Source organism: Belliella pelovolcani, from assembly GCF_900156785.1.
In the GTDB taxonomy this organism is placed as follows: Bacteria; Bacteroidota; Bacteroidia; order Cytophagales; family Cyclobacteriaceae; genus Belliella; species Belliella pelovolcani.
In genome coordinates this window covers 20,684-42,242 of the sequence record NZ_FTOP01000015.1, presented here as the reverse complement: position 1 = coordinate 42,242, position 21,559 = coordinate 20,684, and the positions used below count along the sequence as shown (strand labels likewise).

At 39.5% G+C, this 21,559-nt stretch carries 16 protein-coding genes; 12 read left to right on the top strand and 4 right to left on the bottom strand.

Features of this window, described 5'->3' with window-relative positions:
* Positions 1-9 precede the first annotated feature (9 nt).
* The 6 genes from BW935_RS14705 to BW935_RS14680 all read left to right on the top strand — a co-directional run bounded on the left by BW935_RS14705 (position 10) and on the right by BW935_RS14680 (position 8,521).
* Positions 10-432: a VOC family protein gene (locus BW935_RS14705; protein ID WP_076502546.1), complete on the top strand. Its 423-nt coding sequence runs from the start codon at positions 10-12 to the stop codon at positions 430-432.
* Positions 433-634: 202 nt separating this feature from the next.
* The gene (locus BW935_RS14700; RefSeq protein ID WP_076502545.1) at positions 635-1,462 is read left to right on the top strand and encodes an alpha/beta fold hydrolase; all 828 of its coding nucleotides are present in this window, start codon (positions 635-637) and stop codon (positions 1,460-1,462) included.
* A complete protein-coding gene (locus BW935_RS14695; RefSeq protein ID WP_076502544.1) occupies positions 1,462-2,547 on the top strand; it encodes an efflux RND transporter periplasmic adaptor subunit in 1,086 nt (361 codons plus the stop codon). Before BW935_RS14700 ends, BW935_RS14695 begins: the two co-directional genes overlap by 1 nt.
* A gap of 3 nt (positions 2,548-2,550) precedes the next feature.
* Positions 2,551-5,613 (top strand): efflux RND transporter permease subunit, encoded by a 3,063-nt coding sequence (locus BW935_RS14690; protein ID WP_076502543.1) that lies wholly within the window; start codon positions 2,551-2,553, stop codon positions 5,611-5,613.
* Positions 5,613-6,956 (top strand): TolC family protein, encoded by a 1,344-nt coding sequence (locus BW935_RS14685; protein WP_076502542.1) that lies wholly within the window; start codon positions 5,613-5,615, stop codon positions 6,954-6,956. Before BW935_RS14690 ends, BW935_RS14685 begins: the two co-directional genes overlap by 1 nt.
* 167 nt (positions 6,957-7,123) lie before the next feature.
* On the top strand, positions 7,124-8,521 hold the full coding sequence (locus BW935_RS14680) for an MltF family protein (RefSeq protein WP_076502601.1): 1,398 nt from the start codon (positions 7,124-7,126) through the stop codon (positions 8,519-8,521).
* A 60-nt stretch (positions 8,522-8,581) separates the two neighbouring features.
* Here BW935_RS14680 and BW935_RS14675 read toward each other — a convergent pair whose 3' ends face one another.
* Together BW935_RS14675 and BW935_RS14670 are read right to left on the bottom strand one after the other, a co-directional pair.
* Complete coding sequence (locus tag BW935_RS14675) at positions 8,582-9,826, bottom strand: cystathionine gamma-synthase family protein (RefSeq protein WP_076502541.1); 1,245 nt, start codon at positions 9,824-9,826, stop codon at positions 8,582-8,584.
* Positions 9,827-10,051: 225 nt separating this feature from the next.
* Positions 10,052-12,862 carry a YCF48-related protein gene (locus BW935_RS14670; protein ID WP_076502540.1) on the bottom strand — a complete coding sequence of 937 codons (2,811 nt, stop codon included), beginning with the start codon at positions 12,860-12,862 and terminating at the stop codon, positions 10,052-10,054.
* A gap of 179 nt (positions 12,863-13,041) precedes the next feature.
* Here BW935_RS14670 and BW935_RS14665 point away from each other — a divergent pair, with 179 nt between their 5' ends.
* The 3 genes from BW935_RS14665 to BW935_RS14655 all read left to right on the top strand — a co-directional run bounded on the left by BW935_RS14665 (position 13,042) and on the right by BW935_RS14655 (position 15,665).
* Positions 13,042-13,695 (top strand): Tll0287-like domain-containing protein, encoded by a 654-nt coding sequence (locus tag BW935_RS14665; RefSeq protein WP_076502539.1) that lies wholly within the window; start codon positions 13,042-13,044, stop codon positions 13,693-13,695.
* A gap of 1 nt (position 13,696) precedes the next feature.
* Positions 13,697-14,740: a WD40/YVTN/BNR-like repeat-containing protein gene (locus tag BW935_RS14660; protein ID WP_076502538.1), complete on the top strand. Its 1,044-nt coding sequence runs from the start codon at positions 13,697-13,699 to the stop codon at positions 14,738-14,740.
* Between the two features lie 184 nt (positions 14,741-14,924).
* Positions 14,925-15,665, top strand: a complete 741-nt coding sequence (locus tag BW935_RS14655) for a 1-(5-phosphoribosyl)-5-[(5-phosphoribosylamino)methylideneamino]imidazole-4-carboxamide isomerase (protein WP_076502537.1) — start codon at positions 14,925-14,927, stop codon at positions 15,663-15,665.
* Positions 15,666-15,714: 49 nt separating this feature from the next.
* Here the strand turns inward: BW935_RS14655 and BW935_RS14650 are convergent, their stop codons facing one another.
* Positions 15,715-16,902, bottom strand: coding sequence for a serine hydrolase (locus BW935_RS14650; protein ID WP_076502536.1), 1,188 nt, complete (start codon positions 16,900-16,902; stop codon positions 15,715-15,717).
* A 143-nt stretch (positions 16,903-17,045) separates the two neighbouring features.
* On the opposite strand from BW935_RS14650, the gene BW935_RS14645 reads away from it, so the two are divergent.
* The 3 genes from BW935_RS14645 to BW935_RS14635 all read left to right on the top strand — a co-directional run bounded on the left by BW935_RS14645 (position 17,046) and on the right by BW935_RS14635 (position 21,061).
* Positions 17,046-17,651: a DUF2179 domain-containing protein gene (locus BW935_RS14645; protein WP_076502535.1), complete on the top strand. Its 606-nt coding sequence runs from the start codon at positions 17,046-17,048 to the stop codon at positions 17,649-17,651.
* Positions 17,652-17,735: 84 nt separating this feature from the next.
* On the top strand, positions 17,736-20,255 hold the full coding sequence (locus BW935_RS14640; RefSeq protein WP_076502534.1) for a M14 family zinc carboxypeptidase: 2,520 nt from the start codon (positions 17,736-17,738) through the stop codon (positions 20,253-20,255).
* 206 nt (positions 20,256-20,461) lie between these two features.
* Complete coding sequence (locus BW935_RS14635; RefSeq protein ID WP_076502533.1) at positions 20,462-21,061, top strand: hypothetical protein; 600 nt, start codon at positions 20,462-20,464, stop codon at positions 21,059-21,061.
* A gap of 62 nt (positions 21,062-21,123) precedes the next feature.
* On the opposite strand, the gene BW935_RS14630 is transcribed toward BW935_RS14635, so the two are convergent.
* Positions 21,124-21,435, bottom strand: a complete 312-nt coding sequence (locus BW935_RS14630) for a hypothetical protein (protein ID WP_076502532.1) — start codon at positions 21,433-21,435, stop codon at positions 21,124-21,126.
* Between the last annotated feature and the right edge of the window lie 124 nt (positions 21,436-21,559).

Genomic DNA, 21,559 nt, shown 5'->3' with positions numbered 1-21,559 from the left:
ATAGAAATAATGGAACAATTTAAGCCTTTTCACCTGGCATTTCCTATTAGAGACATTGAAGAGACCAGGAAGTTTTACGGAGATTTATTGGGTTGTGATATCGGAAGAAGTACTGAGAAGTGGATTGATTTTAATTTCTTTGGGCATCAATTGTCTGCTCATGTCAAGCCAGAGGAGCTAGACAAAGCTCAAGCGAATGAGGTAGATGGCAAGTATGTTCCGGTGAGGCACTTTGGGGCTATACTCCCATGGGATGAATGGCATGAGTTAGCAGATAAGTTGAAGGCTAATTCGATTGAGTTTATCATTGAACCTTACGTTAGATTTCAAGGTGAGGTAGGTGAGCAAGCTACAATGTTCTTCCTAGATCCAGCAGGCAATGCTTTGGAATTTAAGTCTTTTCAAGACTCAAGCCAGATTTTCGCAAAATAACCTTTGGAAATTTACTGATAGGAGCCTTTTATTGTTAGAAATCAGCCGTTTGTTTGATGGCTGATTTTTTATTTTCTCTTTGATTCAAAACCACTGATGGCATGAAAATGCCACCTATATCTAATTGGTTTTTATTGAGATTTATTAAAATTAGATTTGTCATTGGTAACTTTGTCTTCCCGATCGGGGTTATACCAAAGTCATGACGAAAAGAGAGCTATTATATTACAAAACTTACGAGCATCCTACTAGTGAAGAGTGGGTTGTTTTTATCCATGGTGCTGGAGGTTCCTCGTCGATTTGGTTTAAGCAAATCAGAGAGTTCAAAGAAGATTTTAACCTCCTTTTGATAGATTTGAGAGGGCATGGTAAGTCTGCAAGGTCATTTAAGAATTTGTGGAACGAACGCTATACTTTTCCAAGCGTCACAAAGGATATTATAGAAGTTTTGGATCATTTGAAGCTTCCTCCCGCCCATATTATGGGGGTCTCCTTAGGTACAATTTTAGCAAGACAACTTGCGGAAATGGAGCCTCAACGTGTCAAAACTATGATCATGGCCGGTGCAGTGACCAAGCTGAACTTTACTTCTCAGATCCTAGTAGCCTTGGGAAATACTTTCAAAAGTGTGATTCCATACATGTGGCTTTACAGCTTATTTGCCTTTGTAATCATGCCGAGAGGTCACCATGCTGAGTCTAGGAATCTATTCATCAGAGAAGCGAAAAGACTTTGCCAAAAAGAGTTCATCAGATGGTTCAAATTGACCAAAGATATCAACCCGCTTTTGAGGTACTTCAAGCAGCGGGATCTTTCTATTCCTACATTGTATATTATGGGAGAAGAGGACGTGATGTTTTTGGAGTCTGTCAAAAATATTGTAAAAGAGCATAAGCAATCTTTTCTCAAAGTAATAGAAGCCTGCGGACACGTAGTCAACGTAGAGCAACCAGAAATTTTCAATCAATTATCCTTAGAGTGGCTAAAAGGCCAAGAATATACACTTCAAAATTCTGTGGATCACCCATAATGAAAAAGCAAACAAAAACCATTTTGATCGTAGCAATCCTAGTAGTGGTTGCTGGAATTTTTATCTATCCAAGGTTAGACTTATTTATTTCCAAGGAAACTTCAAACGCCCCGGGTACACAAGCTCCGCAAGGTCCAGGCAAAGCCATTCCTGTCAATGTAGTGGAAATAAGGCCTGAGCGTTTAGAAAATAACTTGAATATCACTGGAGCAATCATCCCAAATGAAACGGTAAATCTGAGACCTGAAATTTCGGGATTAGTCGAAAGAATTACCTTTAAGGAAGGTGAGTTTGTCAAAAAAGGAGCTCCGCTTCTTTACTTAAATGATGATGAGCTTAAAGCCCAGTTTGACAGGTTGGAATACACCAAAAAGCTCTACGAAAGCCAAGAAAACAGACAAAAACAGCTTCTAGCAAGAGAAGCGATCTCTCAGGAAGAGTACGATATATCGCTGAATCAATACAATACTAATTTGGCTGATTTGAGATTAGTAGAGGCCCAGTTAAACAAGACAGTAATTAGAGCACCATTCGATGGTGTATTGGGTTTGAGACAGATTTCTGAAGGTTCTGTGATCGGCAATACTGACGTCATTGCAAGTATTGTGAGCATCGACCCTATCAAAATTGAGTTTTCTATCCCAGAGCGTTATGCGAATCAAGTTAAACTTGGTTCAAAGATCATTTTCTCAAATGATGGAAGTGGTCAAGAAAGAGAAGGTACAGTCTATGCATACGAGCCGACAATCGATGCTGCTACTAGAACACTCAAATTGAGAGCTCAAAGTCCCAACAGGGACAGGGCATTTTTGCCTGGGATGTTTGTCAGAATCAGATATACTTTAGGCATCGAAGAAAATGCCTTGATGGTTCCGGCAGAATCGGTGATACCAGAATTGAGCGGGTATAAAGTATATGTAGCCAATGCGGAGAATAAAGCAGAGGAGAGAATCGTGAAAATAGGCACAAGAACTGAAAGTCGAGTTCAAATATTGGAAGGACTCAAAGAAGGCGACTTGGTGTTATCCACGGGGATTTTACAAGTAAGGACAGGTTCTCCACTTGAAGTGACTAAAACCAACTAGATCATGGCGAGTTTATCTACCATAAGTATCAGAAGGCCAGTTTTGGCCATTGTGATGTCTCTTACAATTTTATTGTTTGGGACTATAGGGATTAGCTTTTTAGGAGTTAGGGAATTTCCCAGTGTGGATCCTCCTGTGATCAATGTGCGTACCACTTATGTAGGTGCCAATGCAGATGTCATCGAAGCTCAGATCACAGAACCTCTCGAAGAAGCTATCAATGGAATTGCAGGTATCAAATCTTTGACTTCCACTTCAAATGACGGAACGAGTAATATTACAGTTGAATTTGACGTAGGGGGTGATCTGGAAGCAGCAGCCAATGATGTGAGAGATAAGGTTTCAGGTGCTCAGAGAAATCTACCACCAGATGCAGATCCTCCCGTTGTTTCCAAGGCTGATGCAGATTCTCAGCCAATTGTATTTTTGAATGTTCAAAGCAATAAACGAAACCTCTTAGAGCTCTCTGATCTTGCCAACAATATTTTTAAAGAACGACTTCAGACCATACCAGGCGTAAGTACCGTTCAGATTTGGGGGGAAAAGCAGTATGCTATCAGGCTTAGGATGGATCCGTTGAGGATGGCTTCTTATGGCGTCACTCCTGTGGATGTATTGAATAAAGTGCAAAGTGAAAATGTAGAACTTCCATCAGGTCGGATAGAGGGATCAGCTATAGAACTCTCAGTGAGAACAAAGAGCAGACTCAGTACACCACAAGAGTTCAATGAACTGATCATCAAAGAGGATCAAAATAACATCGTACAGTTTCAGGATATTGGAAAAGCAGAGCTCGCTGCGCTCAATGAAAGAACAGTTTTGAAGCGTGATGGTATTCCTATGGTAGGCGTAGTATTAGTTCCTCTGCCAGGATCCAACAATATAGAGATTGTTGATGAGTTTTATAGAAGGTTAGAATTTATCAAAAAGGATCTTCCAGATGATGTTTTGTTAGATATTGGGTTTGATTCCACTCGTTTTATCAGGTCTTCTATCTCAGAGGTCCAGCAGACGATATTCACGGCTTTTATTCTAGTAGTTTTGATTATTTTCCTCTTTTTGAGAGATTGGAGAACTACCTTTATCCCAGTTTTGACCATCCCGATATCCTTGATAGGTGTTTTTTTCCTGATGTATGTGATGGACTTTTCTATCAATGTACTCACATTATTGGGTATAGTCCTGTCGATTGGGTTGGTAGTCGATGATGCTATTGTTGTCTTGGAGAATATCTATTCAAGAATTGAGAAGGGAGAGAATCCAGATACTGCCGCTGAAAAAGGTGCCGAAGAGATTTTCTTCGCTGTAATTGCGACGACAGTAGCTTTGGCAGCGGTGTTTTTGCCAGTGATTTTCTTGACGGGTACTACAGGTAGGTTGTTTAGAGAGTTTGGTGTGGTAGTGGCAGGTGCTGTGATTATTTCCTCCTTTGTAGCTTTGACCATGACTCCCATGTTGAGCTCTAGACTCTTGAAAAAAAGAGAGAAGCAAAATTGGTTTTACAATGTCTCTGAACCAGTATTCGTTTGGCTAAATGAAAAATACAATATCCTTTTGGAAGGATTTATGAAGGCGAGATGGATAGCCTTTGTGATTGTTGTCTTGACTGGATTAGGCATATATTCTCTATTTAATATTATTCCAACCGAATTGGCTCCTATTGAAGATAGAGGTGAAATGAGAGTCAACCTTAGTGGTCCTGAGGGGGCTACTTTTGAATATATGGATAGGGTTTTGGATGAAATGACTAAGGAGTTTCAAGAAGCTATCCCAGATTCTGAAAGAGCAGGCTTGATCTCAGTCACATCGCCAGGATTTGGAACAGCAAGTACAAATTCGGGATTTTTAAGGTTTATCCTAACTGATGCTTCAGAAAGAGAAAGAACACAACAAGAAATTTACGAGGAAGTCAATCAAAGACTTCAAAAGTTTACTTCTGTTAGAGCCTTTGTCACTCAGCCCCCATCCATTGGTGATAGAAGAGCAGGTTTGCCAGTACAATATGTACTTCAGGCACCTACTTTGGAAAAGCTAAAAGAAGTCATTCCTACGTTTATGGACAGGGTGGGTGAAAGTGAGGTTTTTAGCTTCTCGGACATCAATTTGAAATTTACCAAGCCGGAAATTGAAGTAGAGATAGATAGAGATAAAGCCAGAAACATTGGTGTTTCCGTTCAGGAGATCGCTAGAACGCTACAGCTTTCTTATTCAGGCCAGCGCTTTGCATATTTTATCATGAATGGGAAACAATATCAGGTTGTTGGTGAAATGCAGATAAAAGATAGGAATGAACCTATCAATCTAAGAACGCTCTATGTAAGGGCTGAAAATGGAAGCCTTGTTCAAATGGATAACTTGGTTAGGATTAGAGAGAGAAGTACGCCACCGCAGCTTTATCGCTTTAATAGGTTTGTAAGCGCCACTGTCTCGGCTAATCTGGCACCAGGATACACCATCGGTGCGGGTCTAGATGAAATGGATCGAATTGCTGACGAGGTATTGGATGAATCTTTCAGTACCGATGTGGCAGGTTTATCGAAGGAATATAGAGAAAGCTCAAACAGTTTGATATTCGCTTTCATCTTTGCATTGGTATTGATTTATCTAGTGCTCTCAGCCCAATTTGAGAGTTTCTTGGATCCTTTGACAATCATGTTTACTGTACCATTAGCCTTGTTTGGCGCTTTGGCTTCTTTGTGGATATTTGATTTTACTTTGAATATCTTTAGCCAGATTGGTATCATCATGCTGATAGGCTTGGTAACAAAAAATGGTATCCTTATCGTGGAGTTTGCTAATCAGCGCAAAGCCCAAGGTTTATCAATTGATGATTCAATTATAGGAGCTGCAAGTGCACGATTTAGACCGATTTTGATGACGAGTTTATCTACCATTTTAGGTATTCTTCCGATTGCCTTAGCCTTGGGTGCAGGGTCTGAAGGTAGGGTTCCTATGGGTGTTGCCGTAATTGGTGGATTGGCATTTTCTACGATCTTAACGCTATTCGTAATCCCAGCAATTTATACATATCTCACTTCCAAAAAAGGCAGATTAGCTAGAGTATAATGAAGAAAAGACTATTTATTTTCCTGTTTCTTATTCAGGTAGCTATGGTTTCTTATGCGCAAGATGCTGAGCAGCTCAATCTTGAGAAAGCGATCATGATTGGGTTGGAGAAAAACTTCGATGTCAAAATCGCAGTCAATAATGTCATGCTAGCCAATTATGATAAGCAAATTGGATTTGGGACATTATTCTTGCCTCAGGTGAATGCTGTTTACACAAGGAACTACAGTGTGGAGGATGTTGAACAGCAATTTGTCAATGCGCCAGAGCCGAATGAAATCTTAGGTGCAGAATCAGATACTGAGAATTTCACTACGACTGCGATTTATGGATTCAATCCAGAGGCTATAATTACCATGCGTAGGTTGGGGAAATTAGCCGAGATCAGTGAACTTGACGCTAAAGTAGCTGTTGAAAATACTGTTGCGGCGATTTCATCAGCTTATTACAGGTTAGTTTTGGAGTTACAAAGGCAGCAAGTTCTAGAAAAGACACTTGAATTTTCTAAAAATAGATTGGACATCGCGGAGGCTAGATATGAACTAGGTGGTGCAGGGAAAAGAGATTTTCTCACAGCTCAAGTTGATTACAACTCTGATCTTTCCCTTAAAGTCAACCAAGAGCAGGTGATTCAGACCGCTCGTATCAACCTTAATGAATTGCTAGGTATTCTACCGCAACAACAATTTTATGTTAATGACACCATCATGATTACCGATGAGTTGAGGTTAGATGACTTGGTTGAGAATGCATATTTAAACAATAAGCAGTTCTTGGTAGCCCAGAGACAAGAGAATGTAGCATTTCTGCAACTGAGAGAGTTACAATTACAGCGCCTTCCTTCTATCAATTTGAGTGGAGGCTATTCTAACAATACTTTTAATTCAGATGCAGGTTTCTTGCTCAAAAATCAACGTGAGGGGTTCAACTACGGAGGAAACATTTCTTTCAGTTTGTTCAATGGATTTGCACTCAATAAAAGGATTCAAAGTGCCAGGGTTCAAAGGTACAATACTGACTTAGCTCTTCAGCAGTTTGAGGTTCAGATGACCTCTGACATTTACCGCGCTTACAATGCTTATGAAATCAGTAGAAGACTATTGGAAATTGAGCGTAAGAACTACGAAGTGGCAGTTGAAAATGCTGACATTGCTTTGGAGAGGTTTAGGTTAGGAATTGCAAATTACCTAGAGTTTAGAGATGCTCAGGTCAACTTATTGACAGCAGAGGATCGTCTGATTACTTCTCTTTATACCATCAAAGAAAGCGAAATCGAACTGCTTCGACTGTCTGGTAAGATATATTTCCAGAATAGTGATGATCGCTTAGATTTGCTTGATTAGGACGTTTAACCATATATTCTAAAAGCCTCTTCTTGATTTGAGAAGGGGCTTTGGTGTTTTATTTCATCATTTCGTTGTTTTTTGAAATATAATATTGGTATATTATTTGCTGAATGTGGTGCTTGGTGCCCAGTAAGTTTGCACTAATCACCAATGAATGCTTGTTCATGAAAAGAATTTTCCAGACAATCATCTTACTAAATATCCTTTTGGTTTTTGGAGTGCAATGCACTTTTTTTCAAAAGGAAAAGGAAATCCCATTTTGGGAAAATCCTGCGACTTTAGATTTGGATGATATTGTCAAAAGAGGCTATATCCGAGCAATAGTAGATAATTCTTCTACCAGCTATTACATTTATAGGGGTAGGAGAATGGGTTATGAGTTTGAGCTCCTTAGAAACCTTGCAAGTCACTTAGGCGTTCGCCTTCACCTTATAGTCAAGTCTGACATAGAAGATGCATTTATCTTACTCAATAAGGGGCAAGCTGATATCATAGCTATGAATTTGGAGCAATCTGAGATCAGGAAGCAATACGCCAATTTTACTTTTCCTATTGGAGAGATGAGTACAGTTTTGGTTCAGCGTAAAACAGGCCCGAGAGTAAGCCGAATCCAGGAACTCCACGAGAAAACCGTGCATATTCCCACTGGAGCTATCTATAAATCTCAGCTTTGTGCGCTCCATCAAGATAGTACACTCTATTTTAATGTGGTAGAAATGCGAGAAGGTAGAGAGGAGTTGATTGCTAAAGTACTCAACAAGGAAATTGATTATACTGTCGCAGACAAGGATCTCGCTATGGTCAATAATACCTACTACGATGATTTGGATATCAGTGTAGAAATCAGCGAAAAGTCACCAGTTGGCTGGGCAGTGAGGACCAATGCCCCTGACCTGGAATTGGCTATCAATGAATGGGTGACCAAGAGAACGAAGTCTGGCTATTTAGCAACGCTTTATTCCAAGTACTTTCTCAATTCCAAAAATAGTTATTACAGAACCAACAGTGCCTTCTCTTCTTTGGGTGGCAATCGGATATCTGAATACGATGAGATCATCAAAAAAGCAGCTGAGACATTGGGTTGGGATTGGAGGTTGTTGGCTTCTTTGGTTTATAAAGAGTCGGCATTCGACCCAGAAGCTACATCTTATGCAGGTGCAAGTGGACTTTTACAATTGATGCCTGTTACGCTGGAGCGATTTGGAGTGGAAGATGCCAATGATCCTTATCAGAGCTTGTTAGGAGGAGTGAATTTCCTCAGGTATTTGGATAAATTCTGGAGAGAGCGAATTCCAGAATCAAATGAAAGAATTAAGTTTATTTTAGCCTCTTACAATATTGGGCATGGTCATGTGGAGGATGCTTGGCGGTTGACTTTAAAATATGGCAAAAACCCACAATACTGGGAAAATGTATCCCACTTTTTGAAACTGAAAACAGATCCAGAATATTACAGGGATCCTGTCGTAAAGAGTGGCTATGCCAAAGGTCACGTAGCGGTCAACTATGTAGACGACATTCTGATCTTGTATAATTCTTACAGAGTATTGGTTGAGCCCTAATTAAAATAAGCGGCTATCTGAATGAAGATAGACGCTTATTTTTTTATCTACAGAAAAGGATTAAACCTTTTCCAGCGCTTGTTCAATATCCCAAATGATATCATTGAAGTGCTCCACGCCTATAGACAGACGGACTAACTTCTCAGAGATGCCCAAAAGTGCACGATCTTCCGCAGAAACATCACTGTGAGTCATGGTAGCTGGGTGCTCGGCAAGAGACTCTGTACTACCAAGAGATACTGCAAGTTTCATTAATTTAAGGCAATTGAGGAACTTGAACGCTTCTTTTTCTCCCCCTTTGATGTCAAAGGAAATCATGGCTCCAGCAGAAGTCAATTGTTTTTTGAAGATAGCATGCTGTCTACTACCTTCTTCCAAATTACCCAAATAATAAACTTTCTCTACTTTAGGATGAGCCTCCAAAAACTTGGCAACTTCCACCGTGTTGCTTGCCTGCTGGGTCATTCGGACTTTGAGTGTTTCCAAACTCCTCATTAGCAACCATCCCGTCCATGGTCCTGCCATATTGCCTAGGAATGTTCTCAAGGTTCTAACTCTGACCATATGCTTGGACTTACCCAATACTGCCCCAGCAATCAAATCTGAATGACCACCAATGTATTTGGTTGCCGAATATACCACAAGGTCAGCACCATGCTTCAATGGGTGCTGCCACAACGGACCCATATATGTATTGTCAACGCATACTACGACTTCTTTTTCGCTTGTACTTAAACTGTCTGCCACTGCTCTGCAAATCTCAAGGTCAAAAAGTGCATTGGTAGGATTGGCGGGTGTCTCGACATAGACCATCTTGACTTTATCTTCTTGGTCTTTTACCAAGCTCAGAATTTCATCTTTTTCTTGAGTACTTGTAAAGCCAATGCCTTTGATGCCATATTGAGGTAAGACTTTGTTGACAAAGTGGTCTGTTCCTCCATAGACCGGCTTGCTGTAGAGCATGATATCTCCTGGCCTTAGAAATTCCAACATCACCGTAGAGATAGCCGACATCCCACTTTCGAATACAGCACATTCATCTGCACCATCCCAAAGACACAATCTTTCTTCCAAGATCTGTAAATCTGGATTGTTGAGCCTACTGTAAATTAAGCCTAGTTCTTCATTTGGTTCTTTTTCTCTTTGGCCATAGGCTACTTCAAAAAATGCTTTTCCTTCTTCTGCTGATTTGAATACAAAAGTAGAGGTTTGAAAAATTGGACATTTGATTGCGCCTTCTGATAACTCTGGCTTGTATCCATGAGTCATCATCAAACTCTCTGGATGAAATTCTCTATTCGTCATATTGATGTGGGTTTATGAATACAAAACAGCAAAAATCCTCAAGTAAAATCAAGAAAGGCTTCAAAATAATATTTTGATTTAAACTGATAAAAATTGTAATAATTCTGAATTTAAGTATGATTATTATTTTTAAATCAAAAAACAGAATAATATTTCGCAAAGGAATTTGAATGACTATGCAAAGGTCTAAAAAATATGGGGCATGGATTTCATGCCCCATTTATGTTAATGAATGATTACCTTTTTATAATATTCTTTTTCCCTTGTTCTGATGATCAAAGTATGAACTCCACGTGGTAAATTTTTGATTTGATACTCGAAAAGACCTTGAGAAGGGCGAACATCATTCAGTACTTGTCCTTGGCTATTGATGATTTGAATAGACCTGATATCGGAAAGACCTGATGTTTTCAAATTTATATCTCCTCTGGATGGGTTAGGGAATACATTGATAAATTTGTCTACGATTCTTTCTTCCTCTATGCTAGTGATCAGATTTACATTCACTTTGATCGTGCTTGCAGCTCCAGTATTACAGCTATTCATTGGGGTAACTGCGAGGTCAAAATCCCCCTCTCTTTCCCATCTTACAGTGACACGATTCGTTCCTTGGCCAGCAATGACTCTACCACCATTTCCACTTACTGTCCAGATGTAGTTGGTGTTAGCTACATGAATGATTTCGTACTCCTCTTCTAATAATCCCACAAACTTAGGCCCTTCTATTTCTGAAGGTTTTTCTGGTGGGCTTTGTACCACAATTGGTTTAGTGAATGTTGTACCATTACCACATGGGTTTCTTGGTGTTACTGTCAAATTTCTCTCACCTAGTCCAGTCCATTCTACATTTACCTGGGCGGATCCTTGACCTTCACGGATAAGCCCACCTGTGGCTACCCATACGAATTCAGTTCCTGGTACGTCAGTCACTTCATAAGGCACTACATTTCCAAGGCAAACTACCCCCTCTCCAAATATTTCAGGAATATCCTGGGGCTCAACAGATACGAGTACTTCCAGTCCTCTAGTTCCTCCATTTCCACATTCGTTTTGACCACGGACAAGTACTGCATTTCTACCAGGATTATCCCACCTCACCACGACTCTATTGCTACCTTGTCCTTCGAGGATGGTTCCCCCGTCCACTCTCCACTCAAATACTTCCCCAGGCTCGCCAGAGCTCTGTACATTATAGATTTGCTGACTGATACAAATGTTACTTTCTCCGAATATCACGGTTGGTGTCTCAGGAACTGCACAGCTGTACTGGAAAAGCGTACCTTGATTACCCACAGCGTACCCTATACTCAGTGAACCAAAACTCAAGTCCGTGAAGTTTTGAAATGTTCCAGTAGGCATTTGAATCCATGTTTGTCCACCATCCATTGTCCTTAGGATCAGTCCTTTTGCACCTGAGATAAACCCGACTGACTCGTCAAGAAAATCCACACCTGTAAAATCCCCATTGAATGCCGTTGTAATCCTAGTCCAAGTAAGTCCTTTATCGGTGGTTTTAATAATTGTGCCAGCATTACCTACGGCTATTGCTGTACTGTCGTCCAATATGGTTACATCTATCAAATTGGAGCTGGTGGGACTTGTTATTTGGTTCCAAACTTGGCCGCCCTCAGTTCTACTGATGAATCCATTGTCACCAACGACTATCCCGAAAGCATTGTCAAAATACAAGATTTCATTCAAGTTGGTAGTAGTATTGCTAGCTTGAACTGTGACCCAATTGATGCCTCCATTCTCGGTTTTGGTGATGAATCCTCCATCACCCACTACATAGCCTATATTATTGTTGAAAAAATAAATCCCTCTCAAATCTGCAGTAGTGTTTAAATTCAGTGAAGTCCAGTTACCACCTGAGTTACTTGTTCGTAGTGCAGTTCCATCATTACCAATGATGTAGCCGAAGGCATTGGTGGTGAAGAAGAGGTTATTGAAATCTATGGAAAGCGGTCTAGATCGATCGACTAAACTATTACCACCATTGCTTGTGGAAAATACCTTGCCATCAGGCCCGGTGATATATCCAAGATTTTCGGTTCTGAATTGTGTAGCTAGGTAGTCCACATTATTGCCTGATAATCTCAAAGTCCATGAGCCACCAGAATTGATAGAAGAGATCACAAATCCACTTGTACCTACTGCAAAAACTACATTAGATGTAGCTCTAAAGCTAGCATCCAAGTAATCTTGGGTATTGTTGACGTTAATTCCATCAAAGGTAGTACCTGCATTGGTAGTCCTTAGTAAGGTGGCTGTTTGGCCAGTGATGACTCCTAGATTAACATTGCTTTTATTGAAAGTAACGGCTAATAGGTTTCGTTCTGTCCCTGAATTGACCTGACTCCAATTAGAGCCTGCATCGGTTGTTTTGAGGATTGTCCCCCTATTACCCACCGCGTAGCCGACCATTCCAGATGTGAAATACACATCATTAAGAGGGTTGGTGTTTTGTGTATTGAGTTGTGTCCAGTTATTTCCTTGGTTAGTGGTACGCAAGACTCTACCATTAGCCATGGAAACATAGCCTGTGTCTAGCGTAGGAAAATATATTGCTGAAAGATTGACGGTAGTTCCAATGTCCTGTCTTGCCCAGGATTCTCCTCCATTGGTAGACCTATAAAAAAAGCCATTGTCCCCAATCGCAAATACCCGTGTCTGTGTAAGGAAACGTACTTTCCTTAAAGTAACGTCTGTATTGATTTTGATTCGTTGCCAAGTATCTCCAGAGTTGGTTGTTCTAAAAACAGTCCCATTTTCTCCCACCATAAGACCAATATTCTGGTTAAAAAAATCAACACCGTACATTTTGGTATCATCTGGTGTTTGTTGTTCGGTCCAACTAAGTCCTCCATCTATGGTCTTCAATATGATTCGATCTCCAGCCATATATCCAACTTCATCATTGACCCAAGAGATGCCTGTGAATTCGTTTCCCCATCCTCCTACTCTTCTCCATGTTTGGGCATGGAGCTGGATTTCTACCAAAAATACAAGTAATGTTAAAAGTAAAAGCTTCTTCATAGCGAGTGAATTATAGCGTATGTTAGCACAAAATTAAGATTATTACTAACAAATTAAAGTGTTTTTCTTCTGATTACATGGAGCTTAGCTCGCTTATTTTCATTAGCTTAGACAAACAGCAATAAAGGTTTTAAGAAACGGGTTTTTCATTCTATTTTTATAAAAAAGAAATTTACGCCATGAAAAAAATATTTTATCTTCTTTTTGTATTGACCGCTATTTGGTCTTGTAATTCTAATGAAAGAGTCAGCAAAGAGGTCTTTGATGATGTGAACAGGAGCATGAAAGTCAAAAAACTCAGTGAATCACAGATTTTAGAAGAAGCAATGAAATGGGGCGAGGAAATCAGCACTGAAGCACAGACACAATTGATTGGAGCATTGCAAAATGCGATAGCTGAAAAGGGAGTGGAGGAAGCAATTCGATTTTGTAAAGTGCAGGCTTTACCAATTCTAGCCGAGGTTGGTGATAAATACAATGTTTCCATTCGCAGAGCATCAAATGATTATAGAAATCCAGAGGATCAAGTCAAAGATTACGAGGCGGAGATATTAGATGCCTATGCATACAACACCGAAAATGCTATCAAAAATGAACCCAATATTCAGAAATTGGATAATGGTGAATTTTTGCTTTTTACCAAAGCAATTCAAATTCCAAACAGCCTATGTCTAAATTGCCATGGTGAACCTGGCAAGGATATCACTGATGAGACATTGAAAGTCATTGAGGAATTGTATCCTGATGATAAGGCAAAAGGACATCAAATAGGTGATTTGAGAGGAATGTGGAGTATCAGGCTTCCAAGAGCAGAAGTGATCAAAAGACTATAAGATGAATGCTGAGAAATTAATTTATCTGCTAACTTTTCTTGCTTTGATGTGTGCATGTCAATCCAACAAGGCATCTAGCGCTATAGAGAAACCGGCAGGCTGGGAGCTTCTTGATGTTCCGAGTAATGCGTCTTTAAGGGGACTTTCACCACTCACATCAGAGATCATTTGGGCCAGTGGAAGTAAAGGAACTTGGCTACTCACGACTGATGGGGGTAATACTTGGATTTCGGGTGTGATTGATGGGTTGGATAGCGTAGATTTCAGAGATATTGAAGGGCTGAGCGCCAGTACAGCAATAGCTATATCAGCAGGACAGCCTGCAGTAATTTATAAAACGACAAATGCAGGCAAAACTTGGGTCAAAAAATATGAAGGACCAGCGGATGCTTTTTTGGATGGTATTGCCTTTTTCAAGGATCAGAAAGGCTATGTTATTGGAGATCCTGTTGGGGGAAAGTGGATGGTGTTGGAGACTTTAGATCAAGGAGAGACTTGGAAGTGGCTTGACTCTAGTCCAAAGGCAGAGCAAGGTGAAGGTTCATTTGCAGCTAGCGGATCCACTATTTTAGTAGATAGAGACTATGTTTTGTTCTCCAGTGGTGGATTAAAAAGCCGAATTTTTTATTCTGCTGATGGCGGTCATCAATGGGAGATATATGATACACCAATCCTACAAGGTGAACCATCACAAGGGATTTTCTCCCTTTCTAAATTAGACAATCAAAATTTGATTGCAGTTGGTGGGGATTATTTAAAGCCAGACCTAGCAGATAGGAACGCCATCCTTTCTGATCAAGCAAATGGGACTTGGAGGATGAAGAGTGAAAGCTTACCAACTGGATATAGGTCAGGTGTGGCTTATTTTCCAAGATACCATTGGGCAATAGCTGTTGGACCAAATGGATCAGACTATTCAAAAGATGGAGGACTTACTTGGGAGAGGTTTTCGGACGAGGGTTTTCATGCGGTATTTATGGACAAAGCACAAGGTTCTGTTTGGGCATCAGGTATCGATGGGAAGATTGCACGATTGGTCTATTGAGTTTATAAACCACAAAAACCACGGGTTAATTGGTAATTTACTGTAAACATTTTGAGTTTTCATTGCTAAATAATCCGTTCTTCTATTATCTTTAGAATTTCAAAATCTAGGCTAATTATCTTAGTTTTTTTACCGAAGAACAGCCTAAGTTTTACCAAATCATTAATTTAAAGCCAATAAAGTCATGTTTGATATCATACCATCTATTTATCTCATCAATGGAAAATGTGTTCGTCTCAAAAGAGGTGATTTTTCTACAGAAGAGGTAATTTCTAATAATCCTCTAGAGATCGCCCAAGCCTTCGAAGATCATGGGATTCGTTGGCTGCACTTGGTGGATTTGGATGGAGCTCGCAGAGGTGAACCAAAGAATTATCATATTCTGGAAGCTATCGCGGGTTATACCAACTTGAAAGTGGACTTCACGGGTGGTGTTTCTACCGATGGAGACGTGATCAAATCATTTGAGCATGGAGCTGCTGCGATCACAGCAGGATCTGTTTCTGTAACTTATCCTGAGCGATTCGCCCAATGGATCATGTCTTATGGTAGAGAGAAGGTTTTTTTGGCAGCAGATACCAATCCCGCAGATCATAAAATTAAGACTAGAGGTTGGACCAAGAAAACTGAAGTAGACTTGTTTGATCACATCGAAGATTTCTACAGCAGAGGTTTAAAATACCTCAAGTGTTCGGATGTCACCAGGGATGGAGTCATGGAGGGCCCAAACTTTGAGCTTTATAAAGAAATTGTCCAAAAATTCCCTACCATTCATTTGGCTGCCAATGGTGGTGTACGCAACATTGATGATTTCAAGCAATTGAAGGATATGGGCGTAACTGCGGTGGTATTTGGAAGGGCTTACTACGAAGGGAAAATATCACTACAAGATTTAGATAAGTTTATGGCTGAATACGGTAATTAAGTGTATTTACTCCTAAAGAAAAGGTCTGCTGATCAATCAGCAGACCTTTTTATTTTTTTCTTTTCAGTTCAAGATCGTATAGGTAATTGCCCAAATCTTTAAAAAAAGGAAAGCCAATTGCTTCATATTCGTATTGGTTATCATTTAAAGTCTGATTCTCGTTGACATAGATGATTGCTGAGACAAAAAAAGCCACGTCATTTTTACTGTCTACAAAATAGCTCCCATCTAAAAGATGTCCATAAGCCTGTCCCGTTTTATTGAAAATCTTGAAATTAGCTGGGATGGGTTCTTGGCTTGTCCCGAATTTAAAGAACTTGGAATAGCTATCATAGTATTCAGGTAGTTCATATTTTGGATATTTACTTTTGCGAGGAAGCATGGACATGTAAGCTATAATAAATTCTCTGTCCGCTTCAGAAATGTAAAACCTTTGCTCTTCATTGAAAAGCTCTGGGAAGATGATTCTCTGAATAACGCCATGAAAGTCACTGAGCGAGAAACGATTTTTGTACGTGAAATCCATCGACTCCTCTATTAACTCACCATTGGAATGATAAGCTTTACCTAGATGAGGATTCTCTAGATTTTGGTAAACGGTCTCTGTAGACCTTGCTGGCAAATTCAATAACACATTCCCTGCTACATCATGAAATTGAATTGGGTTAAAGTGTCTGTTTTCTTCAGGGCTCATAGCAATGCTAAGCCGATGATTGATGATGGTATAGTTTAGACCTTTGGATAGCAGCTTGGTATTGATATAATCTTGACCTAGTAATTCATAAAGTCGATTATAAGCATCATTATCGCTTACGAGAAGAATCTTTTTGATATAATGAGCAATGCTAGGAAGGAAATTCTGAGCTGTGCTATCATATTTTACTGCTGATTGAGAAGGTCTAATTGAGTCTGTTAGCATGATGGATTCAGCATTTAAACCATCGATCCTTTGTTCATTGAGCCATTCCAAGGCTAAAATTGCCACTGGAAGTTTGACTGTGCTGGCAGGATAGAAATATTTCTGATCATCTAATCCAAAGGCATAATTTGTCAATTGAATCCTGTTTTTATCATCTTTGTCTATTTGGGTGTAGAGGATTTGGACTTGATATTTTTCTTTGTCGGCCAGCACTTTTCTCAAAGTTTCATACTCCTTTCCAATTTGTTGGAATGGTACGTGATCTTTTTGCTCACAAGAAATGATAAAAAGAAATAAAATGATAACAGCGTATTTCATAGCGATATAAATAAGACTTTTAATTTAATGAAATAGGTGGAATTTTTAAAAGCTTGATCAATCAAGTTTTAATCCTGTTGCTATTTTCGGGAGGCTTGTTTATTTCCTTAACTTTGTGGCATCTTTGAACAAAACCAAACATTATGCAGGAATATCTGGAAACATTTGGCATTTCTCAAGAAGTCTTCAATTATGTTATCATGCCCTTGTTGATTTTTATGGCTAGAGTTTCTGACGTGTCTATCAATACACTCAGAATCATGTTTATGCTCAATGGAAAAAAGAAAGTTGCTCCTGTTTTGGGGTTTTTTGAAGCGATGATCTGGTTGTTGGCTATTGGGCAAATTTTTCAGAATATCAATAATCCCATGTCATATTTTGCCTATGCAGGTGGATTTGCTATGGGTACCTATGTGGGTATGACTATTGAAGAAAAGTTGGCACTTGGTAGAGTCTTGGTCAGAGTAATCACCCCCGCTCCCATGCCTGAGTTGATAGATTATATGAAAGATAAAAATTTCAGGTTTACCAATGTAGGAGCTGAAGGCCGATATGGTAAGGTGAATTTACTTTTTACTGTCATGAAAAGAGATGCATTGACAGAATTTGTACAGCGCGTCAAGGCACTCAATGAGAATGCTTTCTACACCATAGAAAGTGTCAAAAGAGTAAGTGAAGATGATCATTTGAATGTAATGGAAGACAGACCGAAATTCACTACCAAATTATGGAGCCGAATTAGGAAATAGCATAAATTCCAAGGGTGGTTTGAATCCTTTGGACAAAGAGAGTAACTTACAGCCAAAACTTAATAACCTGCATAAATACCGTTTATGAGAAAAATTTATACCCTAGTTCTTGCAATGTTGGTTGTAGGGACTGCATTTGCACAGAAAAGCCCTGATGAATTTTTGGGTTATAAAGCTGGAGAGAGGTTTACCCCACATCATAAGGTAGTAGACTACTTCGAACATTTGGCGAGCACCCTTCCTAATGTGAAGCTGGTTTATTATGGAGAGTCGGTTGAAAAAAGACCCTTGTTTGTGGCTATAGCCACTTCTCCAGATAACATGCAGAATCTAGATCAAATCCGCATGGATAATTTGAGAAGAACAGGCATGGTTGAAGGCAATCCTAGCACCAAAGTAGCCATCAACTGGATGCAGTATAATGTCCACGGGAATGAAGCGGTAGCGACAGAAGCTGCGATGATGACATTCTGGGAAGTAGTCAATCCAGTAAATGCTCAAGGTAAGGAATGGTTGCAGAAGCAGGTTTTGATCGTTGATCCATGTGCTAATCCAGATGGAAAAGATCGCTATACCGTATGGTACAATCAGAAAGTAAACTCAAGGCTACAGCCTGATCCACAGTCAGTGGAGCATTTTGAGCCTTGGCCAGGAGGTCGTCCAAACCATTACTTGATGGATCTCAATAGAGATTGGGCATGGCAGACGCAAGCAGAGACAAAGCAAAGAATAGAACTTTATCATCAGTGGATGCCACATTTGTTTGTAGATTATCATGAGCAAGGTATCAATGACCCTTTTTATTTTGCGCCGGCAGCTAAGCCGATCCACGAGCAAGTATCTCCATTTCAGCACGAGTTCCAAGATATCTATGGAAGAAACACCGCTGCGAAATTTGATGCCAATAACTGGCAATATTTTACTAAGGAAAGATTTGACTTGCTGTACCCTTCTTATGGAGATACCTATCCTATGTACAATGGTGCTATAGGAATGACTATAGAAAAAGGAGGTTCTGGCAGAGCTGGTCTTGGGATGCTCAATGCCCTTGGAGATACAGTGACATTAGAGGAGAGGATCATTCATCAGCATGCAGCTGGTATTTCTGCCGTAGAAGTTACTGCTCAGCATGCAGAAAGACTTGCAGATGAATTTGCGAAGTTTTTCAAGGATAATAGCAGTAGCCCGAAAGCAAAATATAAGAGTTTTGTCATCAAGGCGGACCAAAATCCAGCTAGAGTAGAAGCGCTTTTGAATTTATTAGACAAAAATAAAATCAGCTATGGGTTTGCAGGAAATAGATCAGGCTTGAGAGGCTTGGATTATTTCACTGGAAAGACAGCATCTTTTTCTACAACTGACAAAGATATCATTGTCAATGCTTATCAGCCAAAGTCTGTACTAACCCAAGTTTTGTTTGAGCCTGAAGCAGTACTCCAGGATAGCATTACTTATGATATTACAAGTTGGGCTTTACCATTTGCCTATGGCGTACAAGCTTATGCTTTGGAAACTAGATTAGACGCAGCAAAAGCATACGAAAAGCCGTCTTTCGATCAAAACACTGTCTCAGGCAAACCACTCACTTACATTGCTCCTTGGTATGCCACCAAGCATGCAAAATACTTGGCGGCATTGCTGAATGAAGGGATTAGAGTTAGAATAGCTGATGCAGCTTTTGAGATCAATGGAGAGTCATATCCTGCTGGTACCATGCTGATCATGCGAAATGGCAACCAGTATGTGGCTGACTATGATCAGAAAGTAGTGAGTTTAGCTAATAAATTTGAAATCAAACTTGCTACTTCTTCTTCATCTTATGTAGATAAAGGCAAGGACTTTGGTTCTTCAGATGTTGCAATCGTCAAAGCACCTAGAATTGCCATGGTTGGGGGTTCAGGTACCTCTTCTCTCAATTTCGGGGAAGTTTGGTATTTCTTTGAGCAGGAGCTTGATTATCCTATTTCTATTTTAGAAGCAGATATGCTAGGTAGGTTTGATTTGAGTAAATATGATGTGTTGATCTTGCCATCTGGAAATTATCTCAATGGCGCTAATTTCAACAAAGTCATGGATTGGGTGAAAGCAGGGGGTAAAGCCATTGCCATAGAAGCAGCAGTGGGGATGTTTGCAGATAAGGAAGGGTTTAGCCTAAGTAGATTCGATACGGATGAGGAGAAAAAGGCACAACAGAAAACCGATACAGAGGTAGCCAAGGTAGAGCGATTGGAGCCCTATCAAGATCGCTCAAGAATGGGGATATCAACTACAGCAGCTGGAGCAATCTTCGAAGTGAAGTTAGATACTACTTACCCACTTAATTTTGGAATGGGGGATAAGTATTATACTTTAAAAAATAACGGTAGACGATATGCTTACCTCAACAGAGGAGTTAACGCAGGGATTATTCCTTCATTGGATGCTTACAGATTTGGCTTCATAGGAAATAAGTTGAAACCTCAAATGAAGGAATCCATGGTATATGGTGTCGAAAATCAAGGTAGAGGTCAGATTGTCTATTTGGTAGACAACCCAATGTTTAGAAGTTTCTGGGAATCTGGTAAATTGATTATGTCAAACGCCATCTTCATAGTGGGCCAATAATTAATTAGATTTACAAATTCTAGGCAGGCTGATTTTACCAAAAATAAGCCTGCCTTTTTTTATGTTATTTTCATTTTTTGAACACTTTTTTTGAGTTTTTATTATAAAAATCAGCCCTTTAGGGCACAGTTATTGATATTTTGTCAAAAAAGTTCACATTCTTAAAAATTAATTAATTAAATTAATCAAATAATACGTATTGCCTCATGAACAAAACCACAATCCTCTCACTGATTACCAGTCTATTTTTTGCTGTAACAAGTTACTCCCAGGAATTTTCAGAAGAGACGGGCTCACTTAATAGTGGGACGATCTCTAGTCAATTTGATTATTTAAATAGAATTTCAAATAATTATCAAGAATACAAGGTGGTAAAAAAAGCCAATTTGGATAAAATAAAATCCAATGTGCTCGACTCGCTGAGTGTATTTGAAAAGGAATTGGCAACAATACAGCAAACTGTAGTAAATCAACAAACTAAAATCTCTGAATTAGAAGCTCAAATGGAAAGCATCCAAGAGGAGTTACGAATTGCAGAACAGGCAAGGGATAGTTTTTTCTTTTTAGGAATTCCGATCCATAAGAATTCTTACAATGCCATGATGTGGACCATTGTTGCGGGGCTTCTGGGAGCCTTCTTATTTTTCTTATATAAGTTCAGTAGAAGTCACAAGGTGATATCTATAGCGAGGCAAAATCTCGCTGAGACAGTAGAGGAATTTGAGCAACATAGAAAAAATACCCTCGAAAGAGAGCGAAAGCTTAAAAGAGAGTTGGTCGATGCACTCAATGGAAAGACAACTTAAGCATAGGACTAAAAAAGGGGCTCTGATTCACAAATCAGAGCCCCTTTTAGCTTTATATATGATTAGGTGACTAGAATCAAGATTAGAAGAATGATGATGATCGCACCTACAGAAAGGTAAACACCACCTCCAAGTTCTTTCGCCTCTTTCTTCATTTCTCGAAGTTCACTTTTGACTTCTTTTCTTTCTTCTTTGCTCATGTCTGCAAAGTCCATTGCCTTGATTTCCTCAACTCGATTGTTGATTTCCTCAAGTCTCAATTGCTCCTCAGCTGTTAACTCAGGATTTTCTTTTTTTGCATCTTTGGCCATCGCTGCTGGCGCAAATGCTGTAAACAAAAACATTACCGATAAAAAATACGCGATCTTTTTCATGTGTTTGAATTTTGGTGAATAATAAATTTAAAATTGAAGTCTTGCCTTCAAATCAATGCTAGTAAACCAAGAATTAGACCAGTTTACCAGTCTTAGATGTAAAATAGGATTTTTATTCTGGAAA

Coding starts and splice junctions, on each gene's coding strand:
- BW935_RS14705 (WP_076502546.1), top strand. CDS start 10: ATGGAACAATTTAAGCCTTTTCACCTGGCATTTCCTATTAGAGACATT.
- BW935_RS14700 (WP_076502545.1), top strand. CDS start 635: ATGACGAAAAGAGAGCTATTATATTACAAAACTTACGAGCATCCTACT.
- BW935_RS14695 (WP_076502544.1), top strand. CDS start 1,462: ATGAAAAAGCAAACAAAAACCATTTTGATCGTAGCAATCCTAGTAGTG.
- BW935_RS14690 (WP_076502543.1), top strand. CDS start 2,551: ATGGCGAGTTTATCTACCATAAGTATCAGAAGGCCAGTTTTGGCCATT.
- BW935_RS14685 (WP_076502542.1), top strand. CDS start 5,613: ATGAAGAAAAGACTATTTATTTTCCTGTTTCTTATTCAGGTAGCTATG.
- BW935_RS14680 (WP_076502601.1), top strand. CDS start 7,124: ATGAAAAGAATTTTCCAGACAATCATCTTACTAAATATCCTTTTGGTT.
- BW935_RS14675 (WP_076502541.1), bottom strand. CDS start 9,826: ATGACGAATAGAGAATTTCATCCAGAGAGTTTGATGATGACTCATGGA.
- BW935_RS14670 (WP_076502540.1), bottom strand. CDS start 12,862: ATGAAGAAGCTTTTACTTTTAACATTACTTGTATTTTTGGTAGAAATC.
- BW935_RS14665 (WP_076502539.1), top strand. CDS start 13,042: ATGAAAAAAATATTTTATCTTCTTTTTGTATTGACCGCTATTTGGTCT.
- BW935_RS14660 (WP_076502538.1), top strand. CDS start 13,697: ATGAATGCTGAGAAATTAATTTATCTGCTAACTTTTCTTGCTTTGATG.
- BW935_RS14655 (WP_076502537.1), top strand. CDS start 14,925: ATGTTTGATATCATACCATCTATTTATCTCATCAATGGAAAATGTGTT.
- BW935_RS14650 (WP_076502536.1), bottom strand. CDS start 16,902: ATGAAATACGCTGTTATCATTTTATTTCTTTTTATCATTTCTTGTGAG.
- BW935_RS14645 (WP_076502535.1), top strand. CDS start 17,046: ATGCAGGAATATCTGGAAACATTTGGCATTTCTCAAGAAGTCTTCAAT.
- BW935_RS14640 (WP_076502534.1), top strand. CDS start 17,736: ATGAGAAAAATTTATACCCTAGTTCTTGCAATGTTGGTTGTAGGGACT.
- BW935_RS14635 (WP_076502533.1), top strand. CDS start 20,462: ATGAACAAAACCACAATCCTCTCACTGATTACCAGTCTATTTTTTGCT.
- BW935_RS14630 (WP_076502532.1), bottom strand. CDS start 21,435: ATGAAAAAGATCGCGTATTTTTTATCGGTAATGTTTTTGTTTACAGCA.